Raw genomic sequence first — 24,851 nt, forward strand, 5'->3', positions numbered from 1 at the left:
ATGATGACTGCTTTTGAATTACGCCGCGACGCCTTCGGCAAGCTGGTGCTGACGAATAGCGAGGGCGAGGAATTCGTCGGCGTGGCGCCGGTGCGATCCTTCCCGGTGCAGGCGCCGACCCGCGGCATCTCCCTGGTGCGCGAGGGCGGCAAGGAAGTCGGCTGGATCGACGACCTCGAAACCATGCCGGCCGAGATCCGCAAGCTGGTGACCGAAGAACTGGAAGGGCGCGAATTCATGCCCGAGATCGAGTCGATCAAGGGCGTGTCCAGCTTCGCCACCCCCTCCACCTGGACCGTCAGGACCGACCGCGGCGATACCGAATTCGTGCTCAAGGGCGAGGAAGACATCCGCCGCCTGGGCGCCTACTYGCTGCTGATCGCGGACAGCCACGGCATCCACTTCCTGATCCGCGACATGTTTGCGATCGACAGGGGCAGCCGCAAGATCCTCGACCGCTTCCTGTAGTCTCAGCGCCAGCCCGCCGCCGTCCAGTCTATCCGGTGGCTGAGTTCGAGCCGCGCCAGGAAGCGCTCGTCGTGCGACACCACCACCAGCGCTCCCGGCCATGACTGCAGCATCGCTTCCAGCGCCTCGACGCCCTGCAGGTCGAGGTGGTTGGTCGGCTCGTCCAGCAGGAGCAGGCGCGGCGCCGGTTCGCGCAGCACCGCGCACAGCAGCGCCCCGCGCATCCTTTCCCCGCCGCTCAGGCTGTCCGCCGGGCGCAGCACGCGGTCCGGCTTGAGGCCTGCCAGGGCCAGGTACTGGCGCAGCCGGCCTTCGTGGTGCCCTGGGGCGGTGCTGCGCAGCTGGTCCAGCAGGCTGCGCGCCGGATCGAGCAGCGCCAGGTGCTGGTCGAGCAGCACCGAAGATAAGGTGCGGCAGCGGCCCGACAGCGGCGCGATCTCGCCCGCGATGGTGCGCAGCAGGGTCGACTTGCCGCAGCCGTTCGGTCCGCGGATGGCGATCCTGGCCGCGCCGTGGACGCCCCAGTCCAGCGGCTGGCGCGGCCCCCAGGGTGCGACCAGTTCTTCCAGCACCAGCGCGGCCTGGCCCTCCGGAATCTGCAGGTCCAGCATCGGAAAGCTGGGCCGCTCCAGCGCCCCGTCCAGCGCGTCGAAGGCCTCGTGCAGGTCCTGCTGCAGGTCCTGGCGCCGCTGCGCATGGCGTTCGGCGCGTGCGCCGTCCGTTTTCTCGGCGCGCTGCGGCAGGGCGTTGAGGACGATCTTCGGCTGGCCGCCGGCCGCCTTTGCGCGCGCGCCGCGGGCGTTCCTGCGCGCGGCGCGTTCGGCATCGAGCCGCATCGCCGCCTCCGCGGTTTTCCGTTCGACCCGTGCCCGCTCCAGGCGCGCGCCGGCCGCCGCCAGTTCGGCGCCGCGCTGCTCCTCGACCAATGACCAGCCGCCGCCATAGCGCCGCAGTCCGCAGGCATGCACTTCCAGCGTGCGCTCGGCGTGCTCCAGCAGTTCGCGGTCGTGGCTGACCAGCAGCAGCCCGCGGCCCGCCGCGCGCCAGGCCTGCATCTGCTCGACCAGGAAGCGCCGCCGTTCGCGGTCCAGGTGGTTGCTGGGTTCGTCCAGCACCAGCAGGCCCGCCTCGCTGCAGAAGGCGCCGATCAGGGACAGCAGGGTGCGCTGGCCGCCGGACAGCGATTGCGGCGTCATGGCCTCGTCCAGCCCGGCCTGGTCCAGCATCGCCTGCCAGCGCGCTTCGAGGTCCCAGCGTTCGCCGATCAGGTCGAAGTCCTCATCGCGCGCGTCGCCGGCCGCCAGCCGCCGCAGCGCCTCCAGCGGCGCATCGAGTCCGGCCAGCTGCGCCAGGCTGGCGGCGAAGGTGGGGCCGGTCTGCTGTTCGACGTAACGGCTGGGGACGACGCGCTCGATACGGCCGCGTGCCGGCTGCGCAAGTCCGGCGACGACGCGGCCGAACGAGGACTTGCCGCTGCCGTTGGGGCCGATCAGGGCGACGGTCTCGGCTTTGAAGCTGTCGTGGATGTCCTGGAACAGGATGCGCCCGTCGGGGAGGGCGATGTCGACCCCGTGCAGGGCCAGGTGGTAGGGATGGGCCATGAGTACTCCTTGTAATGCGTCGAAGCCGCACCAGGTCCTTGCGAACGTGGCGATGAGGTTTCTGTGCTGTCGCGGCGGGCGCGAGAGCGGGCATTACAGGCGCATCGGTGGAATCCCCCTTGTATATGGATCAGTCATTCTAGCAGGATCCGCCGCACCTCATTGCCGAAATCCTGCGCCAACCGTGCTCTGGCCGCTTTTCGCGTAGAGTATGCCCAGCGCAACGCAAGGGACAGGAGGAGCGGGTATCGATACGCCAGCAGCAGGCAGGACGCATTTCGTGGTGGTCACCATCGGCTCGGCCGGCGACCTGTTCCCCTTCATGGCGATGGCCCTGGTCCTGCGGGATGCGGGCCATCGGATCAGCTTCCTTGCGCCGCAACAGCATGAACCCTATGTGCGCGGCACCGGGCTGCACTTTGTCGGCCTGCCCGCCGACCCGGCCGTGCTGCTCGACCCCGACCTCTGGCATCCGACGCGCGGCTTCGGGGTGGTCTGGCGCGCCACGCGGCCGGCTATGGCCGGGATAGTGCCTTTCGTCGACGCCTTGCCGCATGACGAAGCGGTGGTGCTGCTGGCGCATCCGCTGGCGCTGCCGGAGGCCGACCTGTGCCGGGGCGCGCGTCCCGGTTTGAAAGTGGCGGCGGCTTATCTGGCGCCGCAGAACCTGCCGACCGTCCACGACCCGCTGATGTTCGGACCATGGCCAGTGCCGCCCTGGGTACCGCTCGGGCTGCGGCGCTGGCTGTTGCGGCGGCTGGCGGCGCGTTTCATCGATCCGGTGGCGCTGGGCGAGGTGAACGCGGCGCGCCGGGCGCGCGGCATGCCGGAGGTGGCAGGCATGCTCGAGCACCTGTTCGCGGTGCCGGACCTGTCGGTGACCCTGTTTCCGGAATGGTTCGCGCCGACCCAGCCGGACTGGCCCAAGCCCTTGTACCGCGCCGACTTTCCCCTGTTCGACCCGCATCCGGACGCGGCCCTGTCGCCCGCACTCGAATGTTTCCTGGACGACGGGCAGGGCAGCGCGCCGGTCGTCTTCACCCACGGCACCGGCAACACCCAGTCGCGCGCCTACTTCGAGCATGCGCGCGCGGCGGTGGAACTGCTCGGCCTGCGCGCCATCTTCCTGACCCCGCACCGCGAGCAGCTGCCCGCCGAGCTGCCGCCTTCCATCCTGTGGCAGGACTACGTGCCCCTGCGCCGCCTGCTGCCGCGGACGATGGTGCTGGTCCACCACGGCGGCATCGGCACCACGGCCGAAGCCCTGCGCGCCGGTACGCCCCAGCTGGTGGTGCCGCTGGCGCACGACCAGTTCGACAACGCGGCGCGCGTGGCGGCGCTGGGCGTGGCCTTTCGTGCGAGGGCGCCGCGGCTCAACGGCGTGCGGCTGGCGCGGGCGCTGCAGCAGCTGCTGGGAGATCGGGAGCTGGTCCCGCACTGCCGCAAGATCAGTCGCCGCTTCGCACTCGGACATGGGCTGCAGGGCTTGCGCCTGCGCCTGGAAGCATTGGCCGGCCAGGCCAGCCGATGAGCCAGGGCAACGGCGCGCCAGCGAGCCGGGAAGCACGCAAGAATGAGGCATCGGCAAACATGGAAGGGATCACTATGCAACGAAGCGCACTGGTTGTCGGCGCCAGCGGCATCGGCGGCCGTTACACGGCACGCGAACTGCTGGCACATGGCTGGATCGTGTACGGGCTGGCGCGCCGCCCGCCGCGCGACCTGCCGGGCCTGATTCCGGTGGTCGCCGACCTGCTCGACGAGGTCGGCCTGCAGGCGGCCCTGGCGGACGTCGCCCCGACCCACGTCTTCATCACGACCTGGATGCGCCAGGACAGCGAGGCCGAGAACATCCGCGTCAATGCCCTCATGGTGCGCAACCTGCTCGACGCGCTGTCGCCGAAGAAGTCGCTGCGCCACGTGGCCCTGGTGACCGGGCTGAAACACTATCTCGGCCCCTTCGAAGCCTATGCGAGCTCCGGCACCCTGCCGGATACCCCGCTGCGCGAGTCGCAGCCGCGGCTGCCCATCGAGAATTTCTACTACGCCCAGGAAGACGAGGTCTACGCCGCGGCGGCGCGCGACCGTTTCACCTGGACCGTTCACCGCCCGCATACCGTCATCGGCATGGCGGTCGGCAACGCCATGAACATGGGCACGACCCTGGCCGTGTACGCCTCGATCTGCAAGGAGACCGGCCGCCCCTTCCAGTTTCCCGGTTCGGCGGCGCAGTGGAACGGCCTGTCCGACGTCACCGATGCCCGCATGCTGGCGAAGCAGCTGCGCTGGGCCGCCGACTGTGACGCCGCGCGCGACGAAGCCTTCAACATCGCCAACGGCGACTACTTCCGCTGGAGCTGGCTGTGGCGCCGCCTGGCGGCCTGGTTCGGCGTGCCGGCGGCCGGCTTCAGCGGCACGGTGCAGCCGCTGGAAGACATCATGGCGAACGATGCCGAATTGTGGGCCGACATGGCGCGCCGCCACCGCCTGCAGGAAGCCGATCTGAAGCGCTTGGCCTCGCCCTGGCACACCGACCTCGACCTCGGCCGCCCGCTCGAGGTGATGACCGACATGGCCAACAGCCGCCGGCTGGGCTTTTCGAACTGGCAGTCGACCGAGGATTCCTTCTTCGACCTGTTCACGGCCTTGCGGGCGGAGCGCCTGATTCCCTGATTCCTGAACGGGGACGGCAGGGAGTACTGCGTGCGGCAGCGCACCGCCAGCGAGGCCGGAGTAGGCTTCAATAGGCGCATGAAGGCATCCGACAACCCATTGGCCCGAGCCGACCACGGTTTCGTGCGCGTGCGCGGCGCGCGCGAGCACAATCTCAAGAACGTCAACGTGGACCTGCCGCGCGATGCGCTGGTCGTGTTCACAGGCGTCTCCGGTTCCGGCAAGTCCTCGCTGGCCTTCGGCACGCTGTACGCGGAGGCGCAGCGGCGCTACCTGGAATCGGTGTCGCCCTATGCGCGCCGGCTGTTCCACCAGATGCCGGTGCCGGAAGTCGACGAGATCGACGGCTTGCCGCCGGCCGTGGCCCTGCAGCAGCAGCGCGGCACGCCCACCGCGCGCTCCTCGGTCGGCAGCGTCAGCACCTTGTCGAATTCCCTGCGCATGCTGTACTCGCGCGCCGGCGACTATCCGCCCGGCCAGCCGCTGCTGTACGCGGAATCCTTCTCGCCCAACACCGCCGAAGGCGCCTGCCCGCAGTGCTCGGGCCTGGGCCGCGTCTACGAAGCCACCGAGCAGTCGATGGTGCCCGACGATAGCCTCACCATCCGCGAGCGGGCGGTGGCCGCCTGGCCGCCGGCCTGGCATGGCCAGAACCTGCGCGACATCCTCGTCACCATGGGCTACGACGTCGACACGCCCTGGCGCGAGCTGCCGAAGAAGGACCGCGACTGGATCCTGTTCACCGACGAGACCCCGACCGTCCCGGTGTATGCCGGCCTGACGCCGGAAGAGACGAAGCGGGCCCTGAAGCGCAAGGAAACGCCCAGCTACCAGGGCACCTTCAGCGGCGCGCGCCGCTACGTGCTGCAGACCTTCGCCAACACCGAAAGCGCGGCGATGAAGAAGCGCGTCGCGCGCTACATGGTCAGTACCGAGTGTCCGCTGTGCCGGGGCCGCCGCCTGCGCCGGGAAGCCCTGTCCGTCACCTTCGCCGGCCTGGACATCACGGAAATGTCGCGCCTGCCCCTGGAGCGGCTGGCGCAGCTGATGAAGCCCTTCGCCAGGGGCGAGGTGCCGCCCGATACCGCCGCCGCCAAACACCCGGAACAGCTGATCGTCACCAGGCGCATCGCCGCCGACCTGTGCGCGCGGCTCGGCGTGCTGCTCGACCTGGGGCTCGGCTACCTGGCGCTGGAGCGCAGCACGCCGACCCTGTCTCCCGGCGAGCTGCAGCGCCTGCGGCTGGCGACCCAGGTGCGTTCCAGCCTGTTCGGCGTGGTGTATGTGCTGGACGAGCCCTCGGCCGGCCTGCATCCGGCCGATACCGAGGCCTTGCTGGCGGCGCTGGCCCAGCTGAAGGCGGCCGGGAATTCGCTGTTCGTGGTCGAGCACGCGCTGGACGTGATCCGGCGCGCCGACTGGATCGTCGACGTCGGCCCGCAGGCGGGCGAGGGCGGCGGCCAGATTCTGTATAGCGGGCCGCCCGATGGGCTCAAGAAAGTCGATGGCTCGCATACGCGGCGCTACCTGTTCGACGAAGTGCGGCCCGAGCCGCGCACTTTGCGCGAGCCCAGCGGCTGGCTGAAGCTGGAAGGCGTCACCCGCAACAACCTGCACGAGCTGAAGGTCGAGTTCCCGCTGGGCGTGATGAGCTGCGTGACCGGCGTCTCCGGCTCCGGCAAGTCGAGCCTGGTGAGCCAGGTGCTGGTCGACCTGGTGACCGCGGCGCTGGGCCAGGGCGCGCCGGACGAGGAGGCGGAGCAGGAGCCCGGCCTGGAACAGGAGCCGCGGATCGCAACGGAAGGCCGCATCGCCGCCGGCATGGAGGGGATAAAACGCCTGGTGCGGGTCGACCAGAAGCCGATCGGCCGCACGCCGCGCTCGAACCTGGCCACCTATACCGGCCTGTTCGACCAGGTGCGCAAGCTGTTCGCGGCGACGCCGGCGGCAAAAAAGCGCCGCTACGATGCCGGCCGCTTTTCCTTCAACGTCGCCAAGGGCCGCTGCGAACATTGCGCGGGCGAGGGCTTCGTGATGGTCGAGCTGCTGTTCCTGCCCAGCGTGTACGCGCCATGCCCGACCTGCGAGGGCGCGCGCTACAACGCCGACACCCTGAAGATCACTTACAAGGAAAAGAACATCGCCGATGTGCTGCACATGACGGTGGACGAGGCCCACGCCTTCTTCGAAGACCAGGAAGCGGTGGCGCGGCCGCTGCAGGTGTTGCGCGAAGTGGGCCTCGGCTACCTGCGCCTGGGGCAGAGCGCCACCGAGCTGTCCGGCGGCGAAGCCCAGCGGATCAAGCTGGCGACGGAACTGCAGCGCGCCACCCGCGGCGGCGCCCTGTACGTGCTGGACGAGCCGACCACCGGCCTGCACCCGCTCGACACCGACCGCCTGGTGGCGCAGCTGAACCGCCTGGTCGACGCCGGCAATACCGTCATCATGGTCGAGCACACCATGCGGGTGGCGGCCGCCTGCGACTGGGTGATCGACATCGGTCCGGGCGCGGGCGAGGCCGGCGGCACGGTGGTGGCATCCGGTCCGCCGGCGCGGATCGCGGCCAGCAGGCGCAGCCGAACTGCACCGTATCTGGCTGAATATTTACGATAAAAGCCCGGGATCTTCTGCTAATTTCTGCTCGGCAATGCAAGAAGAGCCAGTCAACAGAACACGCGGAATTTTGCAATTGCGTTACACTTAGGATATTTTTTTCCTAAGAGTACACATATAAGCATGACCGGATCGAGTATCGATAGCAGCCAGTTCCGCCGCATCCTGTCGCGCAATGTCGCCATGCCGCTGGGCATGGGGGTGTTGAGCGCACTGGTCTTCGTCGGCATCATCGCTTACCTCATCAATGTGCTCACCTGGGTCGAGCATTCCGAGCGCGTGATCGGCAAGGCCAACGAGGTCAGCCGCATGTCGGCCGACATGGAATCCGGCATGCGCGGCTACCTGTTGTCCGGCGACGACGACTTCATGGCGCCCTATCTGCAGGCCAAGCCGAGGATCGACGCCGAACTCACTTCGCTGGCCGGCATGGTGGAGGACAATCCCAATCAGCTCGATCGGGTCCGGCGCATCCGCGCCGCGCAGCAGGAGTGGCAGCGGTATGCCGAAGAAGTGATTGCCCGCCGCACCAAGAACGACGACGTGATCGCGCTGGTCAAGAGCGGCCGCGGCAAGCTGCTGACCGACGAGGTGCGCACCCAGTTCGGCGCCTTCATCGCCAACGAGGAGCGTCTGCTGCAGGAGAGAAATACCTCTTCGCGCAGCGTGATCGGCTGGTCGGTCGGCGCCTTCCTGCTGTTCAGCCTGTCGGTGGCCGGCCTGCTGGCCCTGTTCGGCCGCCGTGAGTTGATGAGCCTGTCAAACTCCTATGGCGAGATCCTGTCGCACGAGGCCGAGCACAATGCCCAGCTGCGCCACCAGGACTGGCTGCGTGGCGGCCAGACCGAACTCGCCGGCAAGACCGCAAACATGCATGAGCTGGAGCCGCTGGCCACCGCCGTGCTGAATTTCGTGACTCCCTACCTCGGCGGCGTAGTGGCCGCGATGTACGCGCGCAGCGACGACGGCACCCTGACCCGCATCGGGACCTACGGTTTCGCCCACCAGGACGGCCATGCCAAGGTAATCGGGTCCAGGGATTCGCTGGCCGCCCAGGCCGCCAACGAGAACCGCATCCTGACCCTGCGCGAGCTGCCGCCCGACTATATCAAGGTGGGTTCGGGACTGGGCGAAACCGCGCCGCGCGAACTGCTGATCGCGCCGATCTCGAACCACGGCAAGATCAAGGGCGTGATCGAGATCGGCTTCCTGCACGCGGTGCGCGAGCGCGATACCGAGTTCATGGAGCTGATCGGCCCGGCCGTCGGCGCCTCGGTCGCCTCCGTCGTCTACCGCCATCGCCTGCAGGTGGCGCTGGAAGAGCAGCAGGCCATGAACGAGGAACTGCAGGTGCAGCAGGAAGAGCTGCGCACCGCCAACGAGGAGCTGGAAGAGCAGTCGCGCGCCCTCGAGGAATCGCAGACGGCGCTGGAAAACCAGCAGGCCGAGCTGGAGCAGACCAACGAGCAGCTGGCCGAGCAGGCCGCCAACCTCGACCTCAAGAACGCAGCCCTGACCACGGTCCAGGAACAGTTGCGCGATCGCGCCCTGGAGCTGGAGCGCGCCAGCCGCTATAAATCCGAGTTCCTGGCGAATATGTCGCACGAACTGAGGACGCCGCTCAACAGTTCGCTGATCCTGGCCAAGCTTCTGGCGGACAATGCCGGCGGCAACCTGAACGAGGAGCAGGTGCGCTTTGCCCAGACCATCTATTCGGCCGGCAACGACCTGCTGAACCTGATCAACGAMATCCTCGACMTCTCCAAAGTCGAGGCCGGCAAGCTGGAGCTGGTGCCGGAAGAGCTGCCGCTGCGCCGCGTGATCGAGGGCCTGGCGCGCACCTTCGAGCCGCTGTCCCACCAGAAGAACCTGGAGTTCTCGCTCACCGTCGAGCCGGGCGTGCCGGTGGCCATCCACACCGACCGCCAGCGCCTGGAGCAGATCCTGAAGAACCTGCTGTCGAACGCGGTCAAGTTCACCGATGCCGGCCGCGTCAGCCTGACGGTCAGCGCGAATGCCGAGGGCTGGGTGCAGTTCGAAGTGCAGGATTCCGGTATCGGCATCGCGCCCGAACAGCAGGACAAGATCTTCGACGCCTTCCACCAGGCCGACGGCTCGACCGCGCGCAAGTACGGCGGCACCGGCCTGGGCCTGTCGATCTCGCGCGACCTCACCAGCCTGCTGGGCGGCACGCTCACGGTCGCCAGCACGACGGGCGAGGGCAGCACCTTCACCCTGAGCCTGCCGCGCAACGGCGCCGTCGCCGCGACCCCGCCGGCGCCCCAGCTGGTGCATGCGGCCAAGCCGGTGCGCGCACAGGCGCCGGTGCCGGTGCCGGCCGTGGCCGAAGCCGAACCCGCCGTCCCGGCCGGTCCGCGCTTCGACGACGACCGCGCCGAAGCGCCGTCGGGCCGCCGCACCGCGCTGGTGATCGAGGATGAGCCGGAATTCGCGCGCATCCTCTACGGCCTGGCCCACGACATGGACTTCCGCTGCCTGGTCGCGCTGAGCGCGCAGGAGGGCCTGGAACTGGCGGCCGGCGAGAACCCGGACGCCATCCTGCTCGACATGCGCCTGCCGGACCGTTCCGGCCTGTCGGTGCTGCAGCAACTGAAGGACAATCCGGCCACCCGCCACATCCCGGTGCACGTGGTGTCGAGTATGGAAAACGGCGGCGAAGCCCTGCACCTGGGAGCGATCGGCTACGCCCTGAAGCCGACCACTCGCGAGCAGCTGGAGGAGGTGTTCCGCAAGCTGAAGGACAAGTCCTCGCAAAAGGTCAAGCGGGTGCTGCTGGTCGAGGACGACGAGCGCCAGCGCGACAGCGTGGTCCGGCTGATCTCCGATAACGACGTCGAGATCGCGGCTGTCGGCTCGGGCGAGGAAGCGCTGACCCTGTTGCGCACGCAGATTTTCGACTGCATGATCATCGACCTGAAGTTGCCCGACATGCAGGGCAACGAGTTGCTGCAACGCATGTCGCTGGAAGAGCTGTGTTCCTTCCCGCCGGTCATCGTGTACACCGGACGCAACCTGACCCGCGAGGAGGAAGCGGAGCTGCTGAAATACTCGCGCTCGATTATCATCAAGGGTGCACGTTCGCCGGAACGCCTGCTCGACGAGGTGACGCTGTTCCTGCACAAGGTGGAGTCGCAGCTGTCGTCCGAACGCCAGACCATGCTCAAGAACGTGCGCGGGCGCGACCGGGTGTTCGAAGGCCGTACCATCCTGCTGGTGGACGACGACGTGCGCAACGTGTTCGCATTGACCAGCGCGCTGGAGCAGCGCGGCGCGCATGTGGAGGTGGGCCGCAATGGCTTCGAAGCCATTGCTAAGCTGAATGAAGTGGACGCGATCGACCTGGTGCTGATGGATGTCATGATGCCCGGCATGGACGGTCTGGAAGCGACGCGCAGGATCCGCCAGGACGCGCGTTTCACGCGCCTGCCGATCATCGCGATCACGGCCAAGGCGATGAAGGATGACCAGGAACAATGCCTGGCCGCGGGCGCCAACGACTACCTCGCCAAGCCGATCGACCTGACCCGGCTGTACTCGCTGCTGCGGGTATGGATGCCTACCCTGGAGCGGATTTGAGTATCGACATCGAACTGCGGATGCTGGTCGAAGCTGTCTATCTCAAGTACAACTACGACTTCCGCGACTATACCGGCGCTTCGCAGAAGCGCCGCGTGCAGGCCGCCATGCGCGCCATGGACTGCGACACCGTGTCCGCGCTGCAGGCCAGGGTGATGCACGAGCCGGCCGCCTTTGCCCAGCTGCTGCAATTCCTGACCATTCCGGTCACGGAAATGTTCCGCGATCCCGAGTACTACCTGGCGCTGCGCCAGCAGGTCGTGCCGCACCTGGAGACCTATCCCTCGCTGAAGATCTGGGTGGCCGGCTGCAGTACCGGCGAAGAGGTGTATTCGCTGGCCATCCTGCTGAAGGAAGAGGGACTGCTGGAGCGCAGCCTGATCTACGCGACCGACATCAATCCGGAATCGCTGGAAGCGGCGCGGCGCGGCGTGATGCCGCTCGAGCGCATGCGCCTGTACACCGAGAATTACCAGAAGGCGGGCGGCACCCGCGCCTTCTCGGACTATTACACGGCGGCCTATGGCGGCGCGCTGTTCGAGCGTTCGCTGGTGGAGAACGTCACCTTCGCCGACCACAGCCTGGCCACCGACAGCGTGTTCGCCGAGACCCATTTCATCAGCTGCCGCAACGTGATGATCTACTTTAACCGCCGCCTGCAGAACCGGGTGCTGGGCCTGTTCCACGAATCGCTGGTGCACCGCGGTTTCCTCGGCCTTGGCAGCAAGGAAAGCATCGACTTCTCCAGCTACGCCCAGCGCTTCGAACCGCTGGCCAGGCGCGAGCGGGTATTCCGCAAGGTGGGGCCGTGATGGACACCGCCGACCTGCACGCCGCGCTCGCCGGCCGCCGCATCGAAGCGGTGGTGATCGGCGCCTCGGCCGGCGGGGTCGAGGCGCTCGGCACGCTGCTGCCCACGCTGCCGGCCGGCTACCGCCTGCCGGTGGTGTGCATCCTGCACCTGCCGGCCGACCGCGAGAGCCGGCTGCCCGAGCTGTTCGGCGAACGCCTGCCGCTGCCGGTCAGGGAAGCCGCCGACAAGCAGGCGATCGAGCCCGGCACCGTCTACTTTGCCGGTGCGGGCTACCATCTGTCGGTGGAGCGGGATTTCACTTTCTCGCTGAGCTGCGAGCCGCCCGTGCATTTTGCTCGCCCGGCCATCGACGTGCTGATGGAATCGAGCGCCGACGCCTACGGCCCCGGCCTGGTGGGCATCCTGCTCACCGGCGCCAACCAGGACGGCGCCGCCGGCATGGCCGCCATCCATGCCAGCGGCGGCCTGACCGTCGTGCAAGACCCCGATGACGCCCAGGTGGCCACGATGCCGCAAAGCGCCATCGACCGTTTTTCCCCGCACCTGATCCTGCCCCTGGCCCGCATCGGGGCGTTGCTGCCCATGTTGGAGACTGAATTGCCATGAGCGCACAAGACCCAAGCAAATTGCTGATCGTCGACGATCTGCCGGAAAACCTGCGTGCCCTGGACGCCCTGATCCGCGACGACAAGCGCCAGGTGTTCCAGGCAAGCTCCGGCGAGGAAGCGCTGACCTTGATGCTCGAGCACGAATTCGCGCTCGCCATCCTCGACGTGCAGATGCCGGGCATGGACGGCTTCGAGCTGGCCGAGCTGATGCGCGGCACCGAACGCACCCGCAACATCCCGATCGTGTTCGTCTCGGCCGCCGGACGCGAGCTGAACTATGCCTTCAAGGGCTACGAGCAGGGCGCCGTCGACTTCCTCTACAAGCCGCTCGACCCGGACGCGGTGCGCAGCAAGGTCAACGTCTTCGTCACGCTCGACCAGCAGCGCCGCGAGATGCGCCGCCAGATGGAGGCGCTGGAACGCAGCCGGGGCGAACAGGAAACCCTGCTGCGCGAGCTGAACAAGACCCAGGAAGAGCTGCAGCGCTCGCTGCGCATGCGCGACGACTTCATGTCGCTGGTGGCGCACGAGCTGCGGACCCCGCTCAACACTCTGTTCCTGGAAACCCAGATGCGCAGCCTGCAGCTCAAGCGCGGCAATATGCCGGCCTTCGACCCCGAGCAGATGGCGAACATGATCAAGCGCGACGAACGCCAGATCAAGGCCATGATCCGCCTGATCGACGACATGCTGGACGTCTCGCGCATGAAGAGCGGCACGCTGTCGATCAGGCCGGGCAAGGTCGAACTGATGGGCTTGCTGGAGCGGGTCGTCAACGACCTGTCCCTGCAGGCGACCGCGGCGAACACGACTCTGCAACTGTCCGTGCACGCACCCGTGGAAGGCTGGTGGGACGAGTTCCGCATCGAACAGGTGATCGTCAACCTGCTGACCAATGCCCTGCGTTACGGCGGCGGCGGCACGGTCGAGGTCGACGTTCAGGAAGTCGGCTGCAATGTGCGCATCGACGTGCGCGACCACGGCAAGGGCATCGCCCCCGACTACCTCGACCGCATCTTCGAACCCTACGAGCGCGGCGCCAGGAGCGGCGAACCGAAGGGCCTCGGCCTGGGCCTCTACATCTCGCGCCAGCTGGCTGCGTCGCATGGCGGCGAACTGACGGTGCAGAGTACGCCGGGGCAGGGGGCGACCTTCAGTTTGCTGTTGCCTTGTACCGAGGCGGCGATGYCGGCGGTGGCTTCCGCCTGAATCCCTTGACGTGGCACCCCGTGCCCACGCGCCGTGATAGCTAAAATCAATTGATGAAATCCGTTCAATTAATTTCACATTCACCGGCGTGCGCGGTATAGTGCGTACCTAACGTTTTTTTTAACCCCGAAAGAGGAGTTTTCATGTCCATCATCAACACCGAAATCAAACCGTTCAAGGCAACCGCTTTCCACGACGGCAAGTTCATCGACCTGACCGAAGCCGATTTCAAGGGCACCTGGTCGGTCCTGATGTTCTACCCGGCTGACTTCACCTTCGTCTGCCCGACCGAACTGGAAGACCTGGCTGCTTTCCAGCCGGAATTCGCGAAGATGGGCGTCAAAGTCTACGGCGTGTCGACCGACAGCCACTTTGCCCACAAGGCATGGCACGACACCTCGGAAGCCATCAAGAAAGTGAACTACCCGCTGATCGGCGACCCGACCGGCACCCTGTCGCGTAACTTCGAAGTCATGATCGAAGAAGAAGGCATGGCCCTGCGCGGCACCTTCGTCATCAATCCGGAAGGCCAGATCAAGGTCATGGAAGTGCACGACAACGGCATCGGCCGCGACGCATCGGAACTGATGCGCAAGGTCAAGGCTGCCCAGTACGTCGCCGCGCACCCGGGCGAAGTCTGCCCGGCCAAGTGGACCGAAGGCGCCGAAACCCTGAAGCCGTCGCTGGACCTGGTCGGCAAGATCTAAGCCGAATGCGCGTGGGCACGGCGTGCCTACGCCGGCCGCGCCCACCCTACGGTACAAGAAGTACAAGCAGTACCAGGCGCCGTCCGCGAGGGGCGGCCGGCGCCGACCCCTCCTCAGAGGCAGTCCATGACGATGGACCTGCCACGCAGCACTGACAGGCGATCCAACTAGTCGATCTGCCGGTCCAGATTCACTATTTAGATTACCGGATGCGCCCGCATGTGAATTCATATGTGTCCGCCATCGGCCTGAACACGACTGAAGAAAAGGAAATGACCATGAGCGTTCTCGACAATGACCTGAAAACCCAGCTCGGCGCCTACCTGCAACGCGTGCAGCAACCCTTCGAACTGGTCGCTTCGCTCGACGACAGCGAGACCTCGAAGCAGATGCTCGACCTGCTGCAGACCATCCAGGGCCTGCGCGCCGACAAGATCACCCTGCGCCTCGATGGCAACGACGCCCGCAAGCCGTCCTTCAGCCTGCAGCGCACCGGCAGTGACACGAGCCTGCGCTTCGCCGGCCTGCCGCTGGGCCACGAGTTCACCTCGCTGGTGCTGGCCCTGCTGTGGACCGGCGGCCATCCGCCGAAGGTCGAGCAGGACGTCATCGACACCATCAAGGCGCTCGACGGCGACTACGAATTCGACGTTTACATGTCGCTGAGCTGCCATAACTGCCCGGACGTGGTGCAGGCCCTGTCCCTGATGGCGATCCTGAACCCGCGCATCAAGACCACCGTCATCGAGGGCGGCGCCTTCCAGAAGGAAATCGAGGCGCGCCAGGTGATGGCGGTGCCGATGGTGTTCCTGAACGGCGGGATGTTCGGTTCCGGCCGCATGATGATCGAAGAGATCGTGGCCAAGCTGGACAAGGGCGCCGGCGAACGCGACGCCGCCAAGCTGAACGCCAAGGAGCCGTACGACGTGCTGATCGTCGGCGGCGGCCCGGCCGGCTCGGCAGCGGCCGTGTACGCGGCCCGCAAAGGCATCCGCACCGGCATCGCCACCGGCCGCATGGGCGGCCAGGTGAACGACACGATGTCGATCGAGAACTACATCTCGGTGCTGGAAACCGACGGTCCGAAGTTTTCAAGCGCGCTGGAAGCCCAGGTCCGTCATTACGGCGTCGACATCATGACCCAGCAGGAAGCCGCGCAGCTGATCCCGCCGTCGGCCCCTGGTGAATTGGTCGAAGTCCGCTTCGCCAACGGCGGTTCGCTGAAGTCGAGCACCGTGATCCTGTCGACCGGTGCGCGCTGGAGGAACGTCAACGTGCCGGGCGAGCAGGAGTACAAGAACGCCGGCGTGAACTATTGCCCGCACTGCGACGGCCCGCTGTACAAAGGCAAGCGCGTGGCTGTGATCGGCGGCGGCAACTCGGGTGTGGAAGCGGCGATCGACCTGGCCGGCATCGTCCAGCACGTGACCCTGATCGAGTTCGCGAACCAGTTGAAAGCGGACGCGGTGCTGGTCAACAAGCTGAACAGCCTGCCGAACGTGACCGTCCACGTGAATGCCCAGACCACGGAGATCCTAGGGGACGGCAAGAAGGTGGGCGGCATCAGCTTCAAGGACCGCGTGTCGGGCGAAGACAAGCACGTGGAGCTGGAAGGCGTGTTCGTGCAGATCGGCCTGGTGCCGAATACCGAATGGCTGAAGGGCAGCGTGGAGCTGTCGCGCTTCGGCGAGATCGTGGTCGACGCCCACGGCCGCACAAATATCCCGGGTGTGTTTGCCGGTGGCGACGCCACCACCACGCCGTTCAAGCAGATCGTGATCGCGGCCGGCGACGGTGCCAAGTGCGCACTGTCGGCTTTCGACTACCTGATCCGCATGCCGGTGGCAGTCGAAGCCGCGTAAGCAGCGCCGCGCAAGGCAGTATCGGCAGCGGTATCAGGCACGCACGCGGTCCGGGATCGCGTGCGTGGCTTCCGGCAGGGCCCGCAGGCGGCGCGCCAGTTCGGTGCCGTCCATGTCGATCAGAGCGATGCACGCGCTGGGGTGCGCGATGCTCGCGATCCATTCAACGCGCACACAGCCTTTGACATTGGACGTTTCGTGAGAGTTCGCGAGATTTCTGGGCGGAAATTCCATGTAGGATAGACAGCGCCGGCGGCCATGGTGGCTGTCCTGGCCGCCAACCGGAGATGCCATGACCTTTCTCGAATCGATCCAGACCTGCTTCAGCAAATACGCCACCTTCGAAGGAACGGCGGCACGCTCCGAATACTGGTGGTTCGCGCTGTTCCTGTTCCTGGGTTCCTGCGTATGCGGGGTGTTCAGCGAGAAGCTGCAAATGGCATTCAATCTCCTGACCTTGCTGCCTTCACTCGCGGTTGGCGCCAGGCGCCTGCATGACACCGACCGCAGTGGCTGGTGGCAGCTGCTGGCCGTCGTGCCGCTGATTGGCTGGATCGTGCTGATCGTGTTCTGGGTGCAGGAGTCGCGTCCGAATCGTTACGATTCGGCGAAGGCGTATGCCTGAACAGGCTGGAGGAGCAGGGACGTGGGAGAGCGCGCCGACCCGTGAGGACTCAGGGTAGCGTCGCCTGGGAACTGCAGATGCGGCAAGACTGCGGGGTCTGCAGCATCGCTCAGTGGAAGAACATGGGGGCCATGCCGTTCAGGGCATCGGTTTCCACCACCAGCCAGGTGGCGATGCTGATCAGTCCGACGTGGAGCGCGGTCCAGGTGGCGGGGAAGATGCGGATCATGATGAACCTCCAGGGGTATGCCGGTTTGGGGAGAATATGCCTCCATCATAGGTCGGCTGCTGTCTAGCAACTATCGGCGGGCAATCCGCCGAGTTGTAGGAAAACACCTTGTCGCTCTGTCTGAGCTCGTGTCGAAAGCTCTGGTGCGCCTCCTACGGTAACTGTAGGTTGCGTCCTATACCGGCCCAGTTCGGCCCATTTTAAAGTTGGGTCATCATGACCCGACACGAACCCAAACTCCTGCACAAAGGCCTGCTTGCGGTGCGCCGCAACACCATCCGCCGGCTCCTGAATACCGTCTTCCGTATCGAACAGCTGCGCGACGGCCAGCAACGCGTGATCGACAGCGTCCTCGACGGCAAGGACACGCTGGCGATCATGCCTACCGGCAGCGGAAAATCGCTGTGCTACCAGATCCCCGCCCGCATCCTCGAAGGGATGACCATCGTCGTCTCCCCGCTTATCTCCCTGATGAAGGACCAGCTCGAAAAGCTGGACGAGATGGGCATCCGCGCGGTGCAGGTCAACAGCAGCCTGTCCGCGGAAGAGGAGCGCGCGGCGCTGGCCGCGATCCGCGAGAACCGCTGCGAGATCGTGTTCTGCACGCCCGAACGCCTGGTGATGACGGAGTTCGTCGAGGTGCTGAAGCACGTGAAGATCGCCCTGGTGGTGATCGACGAAGCCCACTGCATCTCGCAATGGGGTCACGACTTCCGTCCGGCTTACCTCGAGATGGCCGGCGCGATCGACGCCCTGGACCAGCCGCCGGTGCTGGCCCTGACCGCCACCGCCACCGAGGACGTGGTCGAGGATATCGGCCGCCAGCTCGGCCGCCCGCGCATGAAGGTCATCAATACCGGCATCTACCGCCCGAACCTGCACTATCGCGTGCTGCAGGTGACGAATCCGGACGAGAAGCTCTCGGCCGCCTTGCGCCTGGTCCGCGAGACCGAAGGCAAGGGCATCGTCTATGCCGCCACCGTGAAGATGGCCGAAGAGATGTACCACTTGCTGCAGGAGCAGGGCGAGTCCGCCACCATCTACCACGGCAAATTACCGTCCGCCGAGCGCAAGGCCAACCAGGACCTGTTCATGGACGACGAACGGCGCGTGATGGTGGCTACCAACGCCTTCGGCATGGGCATCGACAAGCCGGACACGCGCTTCGTCATCCACCTGCAGATTCCCGCCAACCTGGAAGCCTATTACCAGGAATCCGGACGCGCCGGGCGGGACGGCAAGGATGCCGAATGCACGCTGCTGTTCCTGCAGGACGACAAGCGGGTGCAGCAGTTCTTCCTGGTGAAGCACTACCCGACGGCCGACGAGATCCGCGCCGTCTACGAAGCCGTGCGCGAACTGGCGGACAACGAGACCGCGACCCCGGAGCGCGTCGACGACGTCGCCGGCGAGCTGGCCGGGCCGCACCTGAAGGTCTGCCTCAAGCTGCTGAAGGATGCGAAACTGCTGCGCCAGTCGCGCAAGCTGGCCTACAACGTGACCGCCCAGGCGCCGAAGGACAGCCTGTTCGCCGCCATGGCCGAGGTCTACCGCCAGAAGCAGGAGCGCGACAAGGAGGCGCTGGAGCAGATGGTCGGCTATGCCGTCAGCGGCTTCTGCCGCTGGAAGCTGCTGCTGGATTACTTCGGCGACGAGGTGGAAGGCTTCGAGAAGTGCTGCCGCTGCGACAACTGCCTGAACCCGCCGGCGGCCGTGCTCACGGAAGAGATCGAAATCCGCGACGACGAATTCGACCGCGAGCCGGAACCGGAGCCCGATCCCTCGTCCATCTTCGAAGCAGGCCTCCGCGTGAAGGTGCCGAAGTACGGGGAGGGTGTGGTGCTGGCCGCGGTCGGGGAGCAGGTGACGATCGAATTCCCGGACGGCGAACAGCGGTCTTTCGTGAAGGATTTCGTCGAACACATACACTAGCCGCAGAAAGGATCACATGACGGACATGGTCGTCGTAAGGAAGGAGGGCCTGTACTGTGTACCAGGCGATTTCTACATCGACCCCTGGCGGCCGGTGGACCGCGCCGTCATCACCCATGCACACGGCGACCATGCGCGCTGGGGGCACAAGCACTACCTAGCATCCGGCCAGAGCGTGAACATCCTGAAGTCGCGCCTGGGCGCCGACATCGATATCGACGGCCTGGCCTACGGCGAACGCATCGTGCACAAGGGTGTGACGGTCTCGCTGCACCCGGCCGGCCACGTGCTGGGGTCCGCCCAGGTGCGGATGGAATATGAGGGAGAAATCTGGGTCGCGTCCGGCGACTACAAGGTCGAACCAGATAAAACCTGCGTGCCGTTCGAAGCCGTGCGCTGCCATACCTTCATCACCGAATCCACCTTCGGCCTGCCGATCTACCGCTGGGACCCGCAGCAGGAAGTCTTCGACGAGATCAACCGCTGGTGGCGCCGCAACGCGGAGGAAGGCCGCACCAGCGTGCTGTACGCCTATGCCTTCGGCAAGGCCCAGCGCGTGCTGTCCGGCCTGGATACCTCGATCGGTCCCATCGTCTGCCATGGCGCGGTCGAGCCGCTGAACCGCGTCTACCGCGAGGGCGGCATTGCCTTGCCGGATACCCGGCTGGTCAGCGAGACCGGCAAGGAGGAGATGAAGCGCGCCCTGGTGCTGGCGCCGCCATCGGCCGCCGGCTCGACCTGGACCCGCCGCTTCGGCGACTATTCCGATGCCTTTGCCAGCGGCTGGATGCTGCTGCGCGGGGCGCGCCGGCGGCGCGGCGTCGACCGCGGCTTCGTGCTGTCCGACCATGCCGACTGGCCTGGTCTGTTGAGCGCCATCGAAGCCACCGGCGCGCAGCAGGTGGTGGTCACCCATGGCTCGATTCCGGTGATGGTGCGCTGGCTGTGCCAGATCGGGCTGGATGCGAAGGCCTTCGATACGGAGTTCGGTGACGATGAGGCGACCGACGTCGCGTCATCGAACGACGAAGCCAGCGGCTCGGCAGCGCCGGAGGAGGGCGAGAAGGAGACCAAGGATGCGTGAATTCGCCCGCCTCTACGCCGACCTCGACGAGACCACCGCCACCAACCGCAAGCTCGAGGCCCTGCAGGACTACTTCGAGCACGCCGCGCCCGAGAACGCCGCCTGGGCCGTCTACTTCCTGGCCGGCGGCAAGCCGCGCCAGGCGGTGCCGACCAAGGTGCTGCGCGAGGCGGCGATCGCCTACGCCGGCCTGGACGAGTGGCTGTTCGAGGAATGCCATGCGGCGGTCGGCGACACGGCCGAGACCATTGCTCACATCCTGCCGGCGCCGAAGCGCCATAGCGACGTCGGCCTGGCCGTGTGGATGGAAGAGCGCATCGGCCCGCTGCGCGGCGCCGACCCCGGCTTCATCCGCGAGAAGCTGTTCGAATACTGGGACGAGCTGACCTGGCGGGAGCGCTTCCTGTTCGTCAAATTGATCGGTGGCGGTTTCCGGGTCGGCGTATCGAAGCTGCTGGTGACGCGCGCCCTGGCCGCCATCGCCGCCGTCGACGCCAAGCTGATCGCCCAGCGCCTGATGGGCTGGACCGACGGCCGCGTGCGCCCGACCGCGACCGGTTTCCTGCAGCTGATCGCGGCCCAGTCCGAGATTGAACACAAGCTGCGCGGCGGCCAGCCCTATCCCTTCTTCCTGGCCCACCAGCTGCAGGGCGAGCCGAGCGAACTGGGCGACATGGCCGATTGGCAGGTCGAGTGGAAGTACGACGGCATCCGCGCCCAGCTGGTGCGGCGTGGCGGCCAGAACTACCTGTGGTCGCGCGGCGAGGACCTGATCACCGAACGCTTCCCGGAGCTGGCCGCATTGAGCCTGCCGGAAGGGACAGTGGTCGACGGCGAGGTGCTGATCTGGACCGGTGGCGACGCGCCGGCGCCGTTTGCCGACCTGCAGAAGCGCATCGGGCGCAAGACCTTGAGCAGCAAGTTGCTGGCGGAGCTGCCGGCGGTGCTGCTGGCCTACGATCTGCTGGAACTGGACGGCGTCGACCTGCGCAGCCTGCCCCAGCACGAGCGGCGCGCACTGCTGGAGACCCTGGTGACCGGCGTCGCCAAACCGCAGCTGCGCATCTCGCCGCTGGTGACGGCCGATACCTGGGACGACCTGGCCGGCCTGCGCGAAGAGTCGCGCGCCCGCGGCGTCGAAGGCATGATGCTGAAGGCGAGGAATTCCCGGTACGGCGTGGGCCGCACCAAGGACGTCGGTACGTGGTGGAAGTGGAAGATCGATCCCTATGCCGTCGACGCCGTGCTGATCTACGCCCAGCCGGGCAGCGGCCGCCGTGCATCCCTCTATACCGACTACACCTTCGCCGTGTGGGACGGGGAGGGCGAGCAGCGCCGGCTGGTGCCCTTCGCGAAAGCCTATTCCGGGCTGACCGATGCCGAGATCCGCCAGGTCGACGCCACCATCCGCCGCACCACGGTCGAGAAGTTCGGGCCGGTGCGTTCCGTCAAGCCGACCATGGTGTTCGAGCTGGGCTTCGAAGGCATCGCGCTGTCGCCGCGCCACAAGGCGGGCATCGCGGTGCGCTTCCCGCGCATCCTGCGCCGGCGGGACGACAAGGCGGTCGAAGAGGCGGATACCCTCGATACGCTCAAGGGGCTGCTGCAAGCAGCGTCGCCATGAGCAAGTCGCAGGCAGAGCAGGCCGTCGATGCCTGGTTCGCGGCGCGCGGCTGGCGCATCTTCCCCTTCCAGCGCGCCGTATGGAAGGCCGCGCTGGCCGGCCAGTCCGGCCTGCTGCACGCGAACACGGGCGCCGGCAAGACCTATGCCGTGTGGTTCGCCGCCATGTTGCGCGGAGCGAAGCGCTCGCGCCGCGACCGCACTGGCCTGCGCGTATTGTGGATCACGCCGATGCGCGCGCTGGCGGCAGATACCCAGCGCTCGCTGGAGATCTCCGCCGCCGAGCTGGGCGCGGCCAGCCCGGAAGCGATCGGCGCCTGGACCCTGGGGGCGCGCACCGGCGACACCGGCTCCGCCGAGCGCGCGCGTCAATCGAAAAGCCTGCCGGGGGCCCTGATCACGACGCCGGAATCGCTGTCGCTGCTGCTCTCGCACGCGGCCGCGCGCGAGCAGTTCAAGCACCTCGACATGATCATCATCGACGAGTGGCACGAACTGATGGGCAGCAAGCGCGGGGTGCAGGTGCAGCTGGCGCTGGCGCGGCTGCGGCGCTGGAATCCGGAGCTGGTCGTGTGGGGGTTGTCGGCGACCATGGGCAACCTGCAGGAGGCGCGCCATGTGCTGCTGGGGACCGATGCGGACGAGGCGGCGGGGGTGCTCGTGGAGGGCGACCTGAAAAAACAGATCGTGGTCGACTGCCTGATCCCGGAAAACGTCTCGCGCTTTCCCTGGGGCGGCCACCTGGGCCTGCAAATGCTGCAGCCAGTGATTGACGAGATCGAGAAGCACGAGGCCACGCTGGTCTTCACCAACACCCGCTCGCAGTCCGAGGTGTGGTACCAGAACCTGATCGAGGCCCGTCCCGACTGGGCCGGCCTGGTGGCGCTGCACCACGGTTCGCTCGACCGCGAGGTCAGGGAATGGGTCGAGGGCGGCCTGAAACGCGGCGAGCTGAAGGCCGTGGTCTGCACCGCCAGCCTGGACCTGGGTGTGGACTTCCTGCCGGTCGAACGCGTGCTGCAGATCGGCAGCGCCAAGGGCATCGCACGGCTGCTGCAGCGGGCCGGGCGCAGCGGCCACGCGCCGGGGCGGATCTCGCGCGTCACCCTGGTGCCGACCAACAGCCTGGAGCTGCTGGAAGCGGCCGGTGCAAAGCGCGCCGTCGCCACCCGCCGCATCGAGGCCAGGCTGGTGCCCAACAAGCCCTTCGACGTTCTGGTGCAGCACCTGGTGACGGTGGCGCTGGGCGGCGGTTTCCGCTCCGACGAGCTGTACGAGGAAGTGACGAGCGCGTGGTCCTACCGCAAGCTCACGAAGCAAGAGTGGCAGTGGGCGCTGGACTTCGTCGCGCATGGCGGTGCGAGCCTGTCGGTGTATCCCGAGTACCGGCGCGTGCTGCCGGACGAGGAGGGCGTCTACCGGGTGCCCGACGCCACCATCGGCCGCCGCCACCGGATGAGCATCGGTACCATCGTCTCGGATGCGCAGATGCAGGTGAAGTACATGAGCGGCGGACGGATCGGCAGCGTCGAGGAATCCTTCATCGGGCGCCTGAAGCCGGGTGACCACTTCCTGTTCAGCGGCCGCATCCTGGAACTGGTGCGGGTGCACGAGATGACGGCCTACGTGAAGCGCAGCACGAGCACGAAAGGTGCGATCAGCCGCTGGAACGGCACCAAGATGCCGCTCAGTTCCGAGCTGGCCCACGCCGCGCTGGAAGAGCTGCGCCTGGCCGCCGGGGGCACTTACGAAGGCCCGGAGATGCGGGCGCTGCGGCCGCTGCTGGAAATCCAGCAACGCTGGTCGGCCCTGCCCAGCAGCGACGTGCTGGTGGTCGAGAGCATGAAAAGCAGGGAAGGATTCCACTTGTTCGTGTACGCCTTTGCCGGGCGCTCCGTGCACACGGGGCTGGCCTCGCTGCTGGCCTTCCGCGTCGGGCGCATGAGGCCGTCGACCTTCTCGGTGGCCGTCAACGACTACGGTTTCGAATTGCTGTCGCCGGAGCCGGTCGACTGGGCCGGCATGTTTGCGGCGGAGACCGGCGCGGGTGTCGGCCTGTTCGATACCGGCCGCCTGCTGGAAGACGTGCTGGAATCCCTGAACGCGACCCAGCTGTCGCAGCAGCGCTTCCGCGAAGTGGCGCGCATCGCCGGCCTGGTGTTCCAGGGTTATCCGGGTCAGCATAAATCGATGCGCCAGGTGCAGGCCTCGTCCTCGCTGTTCTTCGAAGTCTTCCGCAAGCACGACAGCGCCAACCTGCTGCTGACCCAGGCCGAGCGCGAGGTGCTCGAGCAGGAACTCGAGCTGACCCGCCTGCGCGACACCCTGCTCGAATTGCACGCGCGCCGCATCGCTTTCCATGAAGTCAAACGCGCCACGCCATTCGGCTTCCCGCTGATGGTGGAGCGCTTTCGCGAAAAGGTCTCGACCGAGAAGCTGTCCGATCGCGTGGCGCGCATGGTGCGCGAACTGGAAAAGGCGGCCGCGGCATGAATGCGACGCCGATAGCGGGCGCGCTGGCGCTCGAGTTGAAAGGCGAGCAGCTGGTCCTGCTGGCCCAGAAGGCCGCGTTCTGGCCGCGCGAGCGCATGCTGATCATCGCCGACATCCACTTCGGCAAGGCGGCGGCATTCCGCTCCCTGGGCATCCCGGTGCCGCGCGGGACCACCAGCGAGAACCTGCATGCCCTCGACGAGCTGGTCGAACTGACCGGCGCCCGGCACGTGCTCTTCCTCGGCGACTTCCTGCATGCGCGCGCGGCCCACGCGGCCAGTACGCAGGCGGCGATGCTGGCCTGGCGCCGCCGCCGTTGCGAACTGGTGCTGACCCTGGTGCGGGGCAACCATGACAGGCATGCCGGCGATCCGGCCGCCCAGCTCGGCATCGACCTCGTCGACGAACCTTATACCGTCGGGCCGTTCTCCTTCTGCCACCATCCCGACATCGATGCGCCCGGCTATGTGCTGGCCGGCCACGTGCATCCGGTGTATGTGCTGGCGACGCGTTTCGATGCCCTGCGCCTGCCCTGTTTTATCGCCGGGCCGCGCCGCATGATTCTTCCTTCCTTTGGGGCATTTACCGGCGGGCATGCGATGCGTCCGGCGCCGGATGAGCGTGTCTGGGTCAGCTCAGGCGAGGCCGTGCACAGCGTTCGTTAGCGCACCGAGCCACTGTCGCGTGCGGCGTAAGCTGGGCATATTGATAAT

Annotated in this window: 18 protein-coding genes; 16 read left to right on the top strand and 2 right to left on the bottom strand. The window is 66.8% G+C overall.

Annotated elements, in window-relative coordinates:
- Positions 1-468: a cyanophycin metabolism-associated DUF1854 family protein gene (locus AC1DIX_RS17555; protein ID WP_477326125.1), complete on the top strand. Its 468-nt coding sequence runs from the start codon at positions 1-3 to the stop codon at positions 466-468.
- Positions 469-470: 2 nt separating this feature from the next.
- On the opposite strand, the gene AC1DIX_RS17560 is transcribed toward AC1DIX_RS17555, so the two are convergent.
- On the bottom strand, positions 471-2,069 hold the full coding sequence (locus AC1DIX_RS17560; protein ID WP_477326081.1) for an ATP-binding cassette domain-containing protein: 1,599 nt from the start codon (positions 2,067-2,069) through the stop codon (positions 471-473).
- Positions 2,070-2,349: 280 nt separating this feature from the next.
- On the opposite strand from AC1DIX_RS17560, the gene AC1DIX_RS17565 reads away from it, so the two are divergent.
- From AC1DIX_RS17565 to ahpF, 9 genes are all read left to right on the top strand, one after another.
- On the top strand, positions 2,350-3,600 hold the full coding sequence (locus AC1DIX_RS17565; RefSeq protein WP_477326083.1) for a glycosyltransferase: 1,251 nt from the start codon (positions 2,350-2,352) through the stop codon (positions 3,598-3,600).
- A gap of 74 nt (positions 3,601-3,674) precedes the next feature.
- A complete protein-coding gene (locus tag AC1DIX_RS17570; RefSeq protein ID WP_477326085.1) occupies positions 3,675-4,742 on the top strand; it encodes an SDR family oxidoreductase in 1,068 nt (355 codons plus the stop codon).
- A gap of 78 nt (positions 4,743-4,820) precedes the next feature.
- Positions 4,821-7,355: an excinuclease ABC subunit UvrA gene (locus AC1DIX_RS17575; protein WP_477326087.1), complete on the top strand. Its 2,535-nt coding sequence runs from the start codon at positions 4,821-4,823 to the stop codon at positions 7,353-7,355.
- A 123-nt stretch (positions 7,356-7,478) separates the two neighbouring features.
- Complete coding sequence (locus AC1DIX_RS17580) at positions 7,479-10,952, top strand: response regulator (protein WP_477326089.1); 3,474 nt, start codon at positions 7,479-7,481, stop codon at positions 10,950-10,952.
- Positions 10,925-11,764 (top strand): CheR family methyltransferase, encoded by an 840-nt coding sequence (locus tag AC1DIX_RS17585; RefSeq protein WP_477326091.1) that lies wholly within the window; start codon positions 10,925-10,927, stop codon positions 11,762-11,764. The genes AC1DIX_RS17580 and AC1DIX_RS17585 overlap by 28 nt, the downstream gene beginning before the upstream one ends.
- Positions 11,764-12,372, top strand: a complete 609-nt coding sequence (locus tag AC1DIX_RS17590; RefSeq protein ID WP_442123523.1) for a chemotaxis protein CheB — start codon at positions 11,764-11,766, stop codon at positions 12,370-12,372. The genes AC1DIX_RS17585 and AC1DIX_RS17590 overlap by 1 nt, the downstream gene beginning before the upstream one ends.
- Entirely contained in the window at positions 12,369-13,583 is a 1,215-nt protein-coding gene (locus tag AC1DIX_RS17595; protein WP_477326093.1) for a hybrid sensor histidine kinase/response regulator, read from the top strand. The genes AC1DIX_RS17590 and AC1DIX_RS17595 overlap by 4 nt, the downstream gene beginning before the upstream one ends.
- 143 nt (positions 13,584-13,726) lie before the next feature.
- Positions 13,727-14,290 carry an alkyl hydroperoxide reductase subunit C gene (gene ahpC / locus AC1DIX_RS17600; protein WP_477326095.1) on the top strand — a complete coding sequence of 188 codons (564 nt, stop codon included), beginning with the start codon at positions 13,727-13,729 and terminating at the stop codon, positions 14,288-14,290.
- 278 nt (positions 14,291-14,568) lie between these two features.
- The gene (ahpF, locus tag AC1DIX_RS17605; RefSeq protein WP_477326097.1) at positions 14,569-16,152 is read left to right on the top strand and encodes an alkyl hydroperoxide reductase subunit F; all 1,584 of its coding nucleotides are present in this window, start codon (positions 14,569-14,571) and stop codon (positions 16,150-16,152) included.
- A gap of 33 nt (positions 16,153-16,185) precedes the next feature.
- Here the strand turns inward: ahpF and AC1DIX_RS17610 are convergent, their stop codons facing one another.
- Complete coding sequence (locus tag AC1DIX_RS17610; RefSeq protein WP_477326099.1) at positions 16,186-16,446, bottom strand: hypothetical protein; 261 nt, start codon at positions 16,444-16,446, stop codon at positions 16,186-16,188.
- On the opposite strand from AC1DIX_RS17610, the gene AC1DIX_RS17615 reads away from it, so the two are divergent.
- The 6 genes from AC1DIX_RS17615 (at position 16,445) to pdeM (ending at position 24,803) form a co-directional block, all read left to right on the top strand.
- Complete coding sequence (locus AC1DIX_RS17615) at positions 16,445-16,777, top strand: DUF805 domain-containing protein (protein WP_477326101.1); 333 nt, start codon at positions 16,445-16,447, stop codon at positions 16,775-16,777. The two genes, AC1DIX_RS17610 and AC1DIX_RS17615, sit on opposite strands and share 2 nt — an antisense overlap.
- 445 nt (positions 16,778-17,222) lie before the next feature.
- Complete coding sequence (locus AC1DIX_RS17620; RefSeq protein ID WP_477326103.1) at positions 17,223-18,938, top strand: RecQ family ATP-dependent DNA helicase; 1,716 nt, start codon at positions 17,223-17,225, stop codon at positions 18,936-18,938.
- Positions 18,939-18,954: 16 nt separating this feature from the next.
- The gene (locus AC1DIX_RS17625) at positions 18,955-20,022 is read left to right on the top strand and encodes a ligase-associated DNA damage response exonuclease (RefSeq protein ID WP_477326105.1); all 1,068 of its coding nucleotides are present in this window, start codon (positions 18,955-18,957) and stop codon (positions 20,020-20,022) included.
- Positions 20,015-21,646 carry an ATP-dependent DNA ligase gene (locus tag AC1DIX_RS17630; protein WP_477326107.1) on the top strand — a complete coding sequence of 544 codons (1,632 nt, stop codon included), beginning with the start codon at positions 20,015-20,017 and terminating at the stop codon, positions 21,644-21,646. The genes AC1DIX_RS17625 and AC1DIX_RS17630 overlap by 8 nt, the downstream gene beginning before the upstream one ends.
- The gene (locus AC1DIX_RS17635) at positions 21,643-24,138 is read left to right on the top strand and encodes a ligase-associated DNA damage response DEXH box helicase (protein WP_477326109.1); all 2,496 of its coding nucleotides are present in this window, start codon (positions 21,643-21,645) and stop codon (positions 24,136-24,138) included. Before AC1DIX_RS17630 ends, AC1DIX_RS17635 begins: the two co-directional genes overlap by 4 nt.
- The gene (gene pdeM / locus AC1DIX_RS17640) at positions 24,135-24,803 is read left to right on the top strand and encodes a ligase-associated DNA damage response endonuclease PdeM (RefSeq protein WP_477326111.1); all 669 of its coding nucleotides are present in this window, start codon (positions 24,135-24,137) and stop codon (positions 24,801-24,803) included. Before AC1DIX_RS17635 ends, pdeM begins: the two co-directional genes overlap by 4 nt.
- The last annotated feature ends 48 nt before the right edge of the window (positions 24,804-24,851 follow it).

Source organism: Massilia sp. 05N420 (assembly GCF_056397205.1).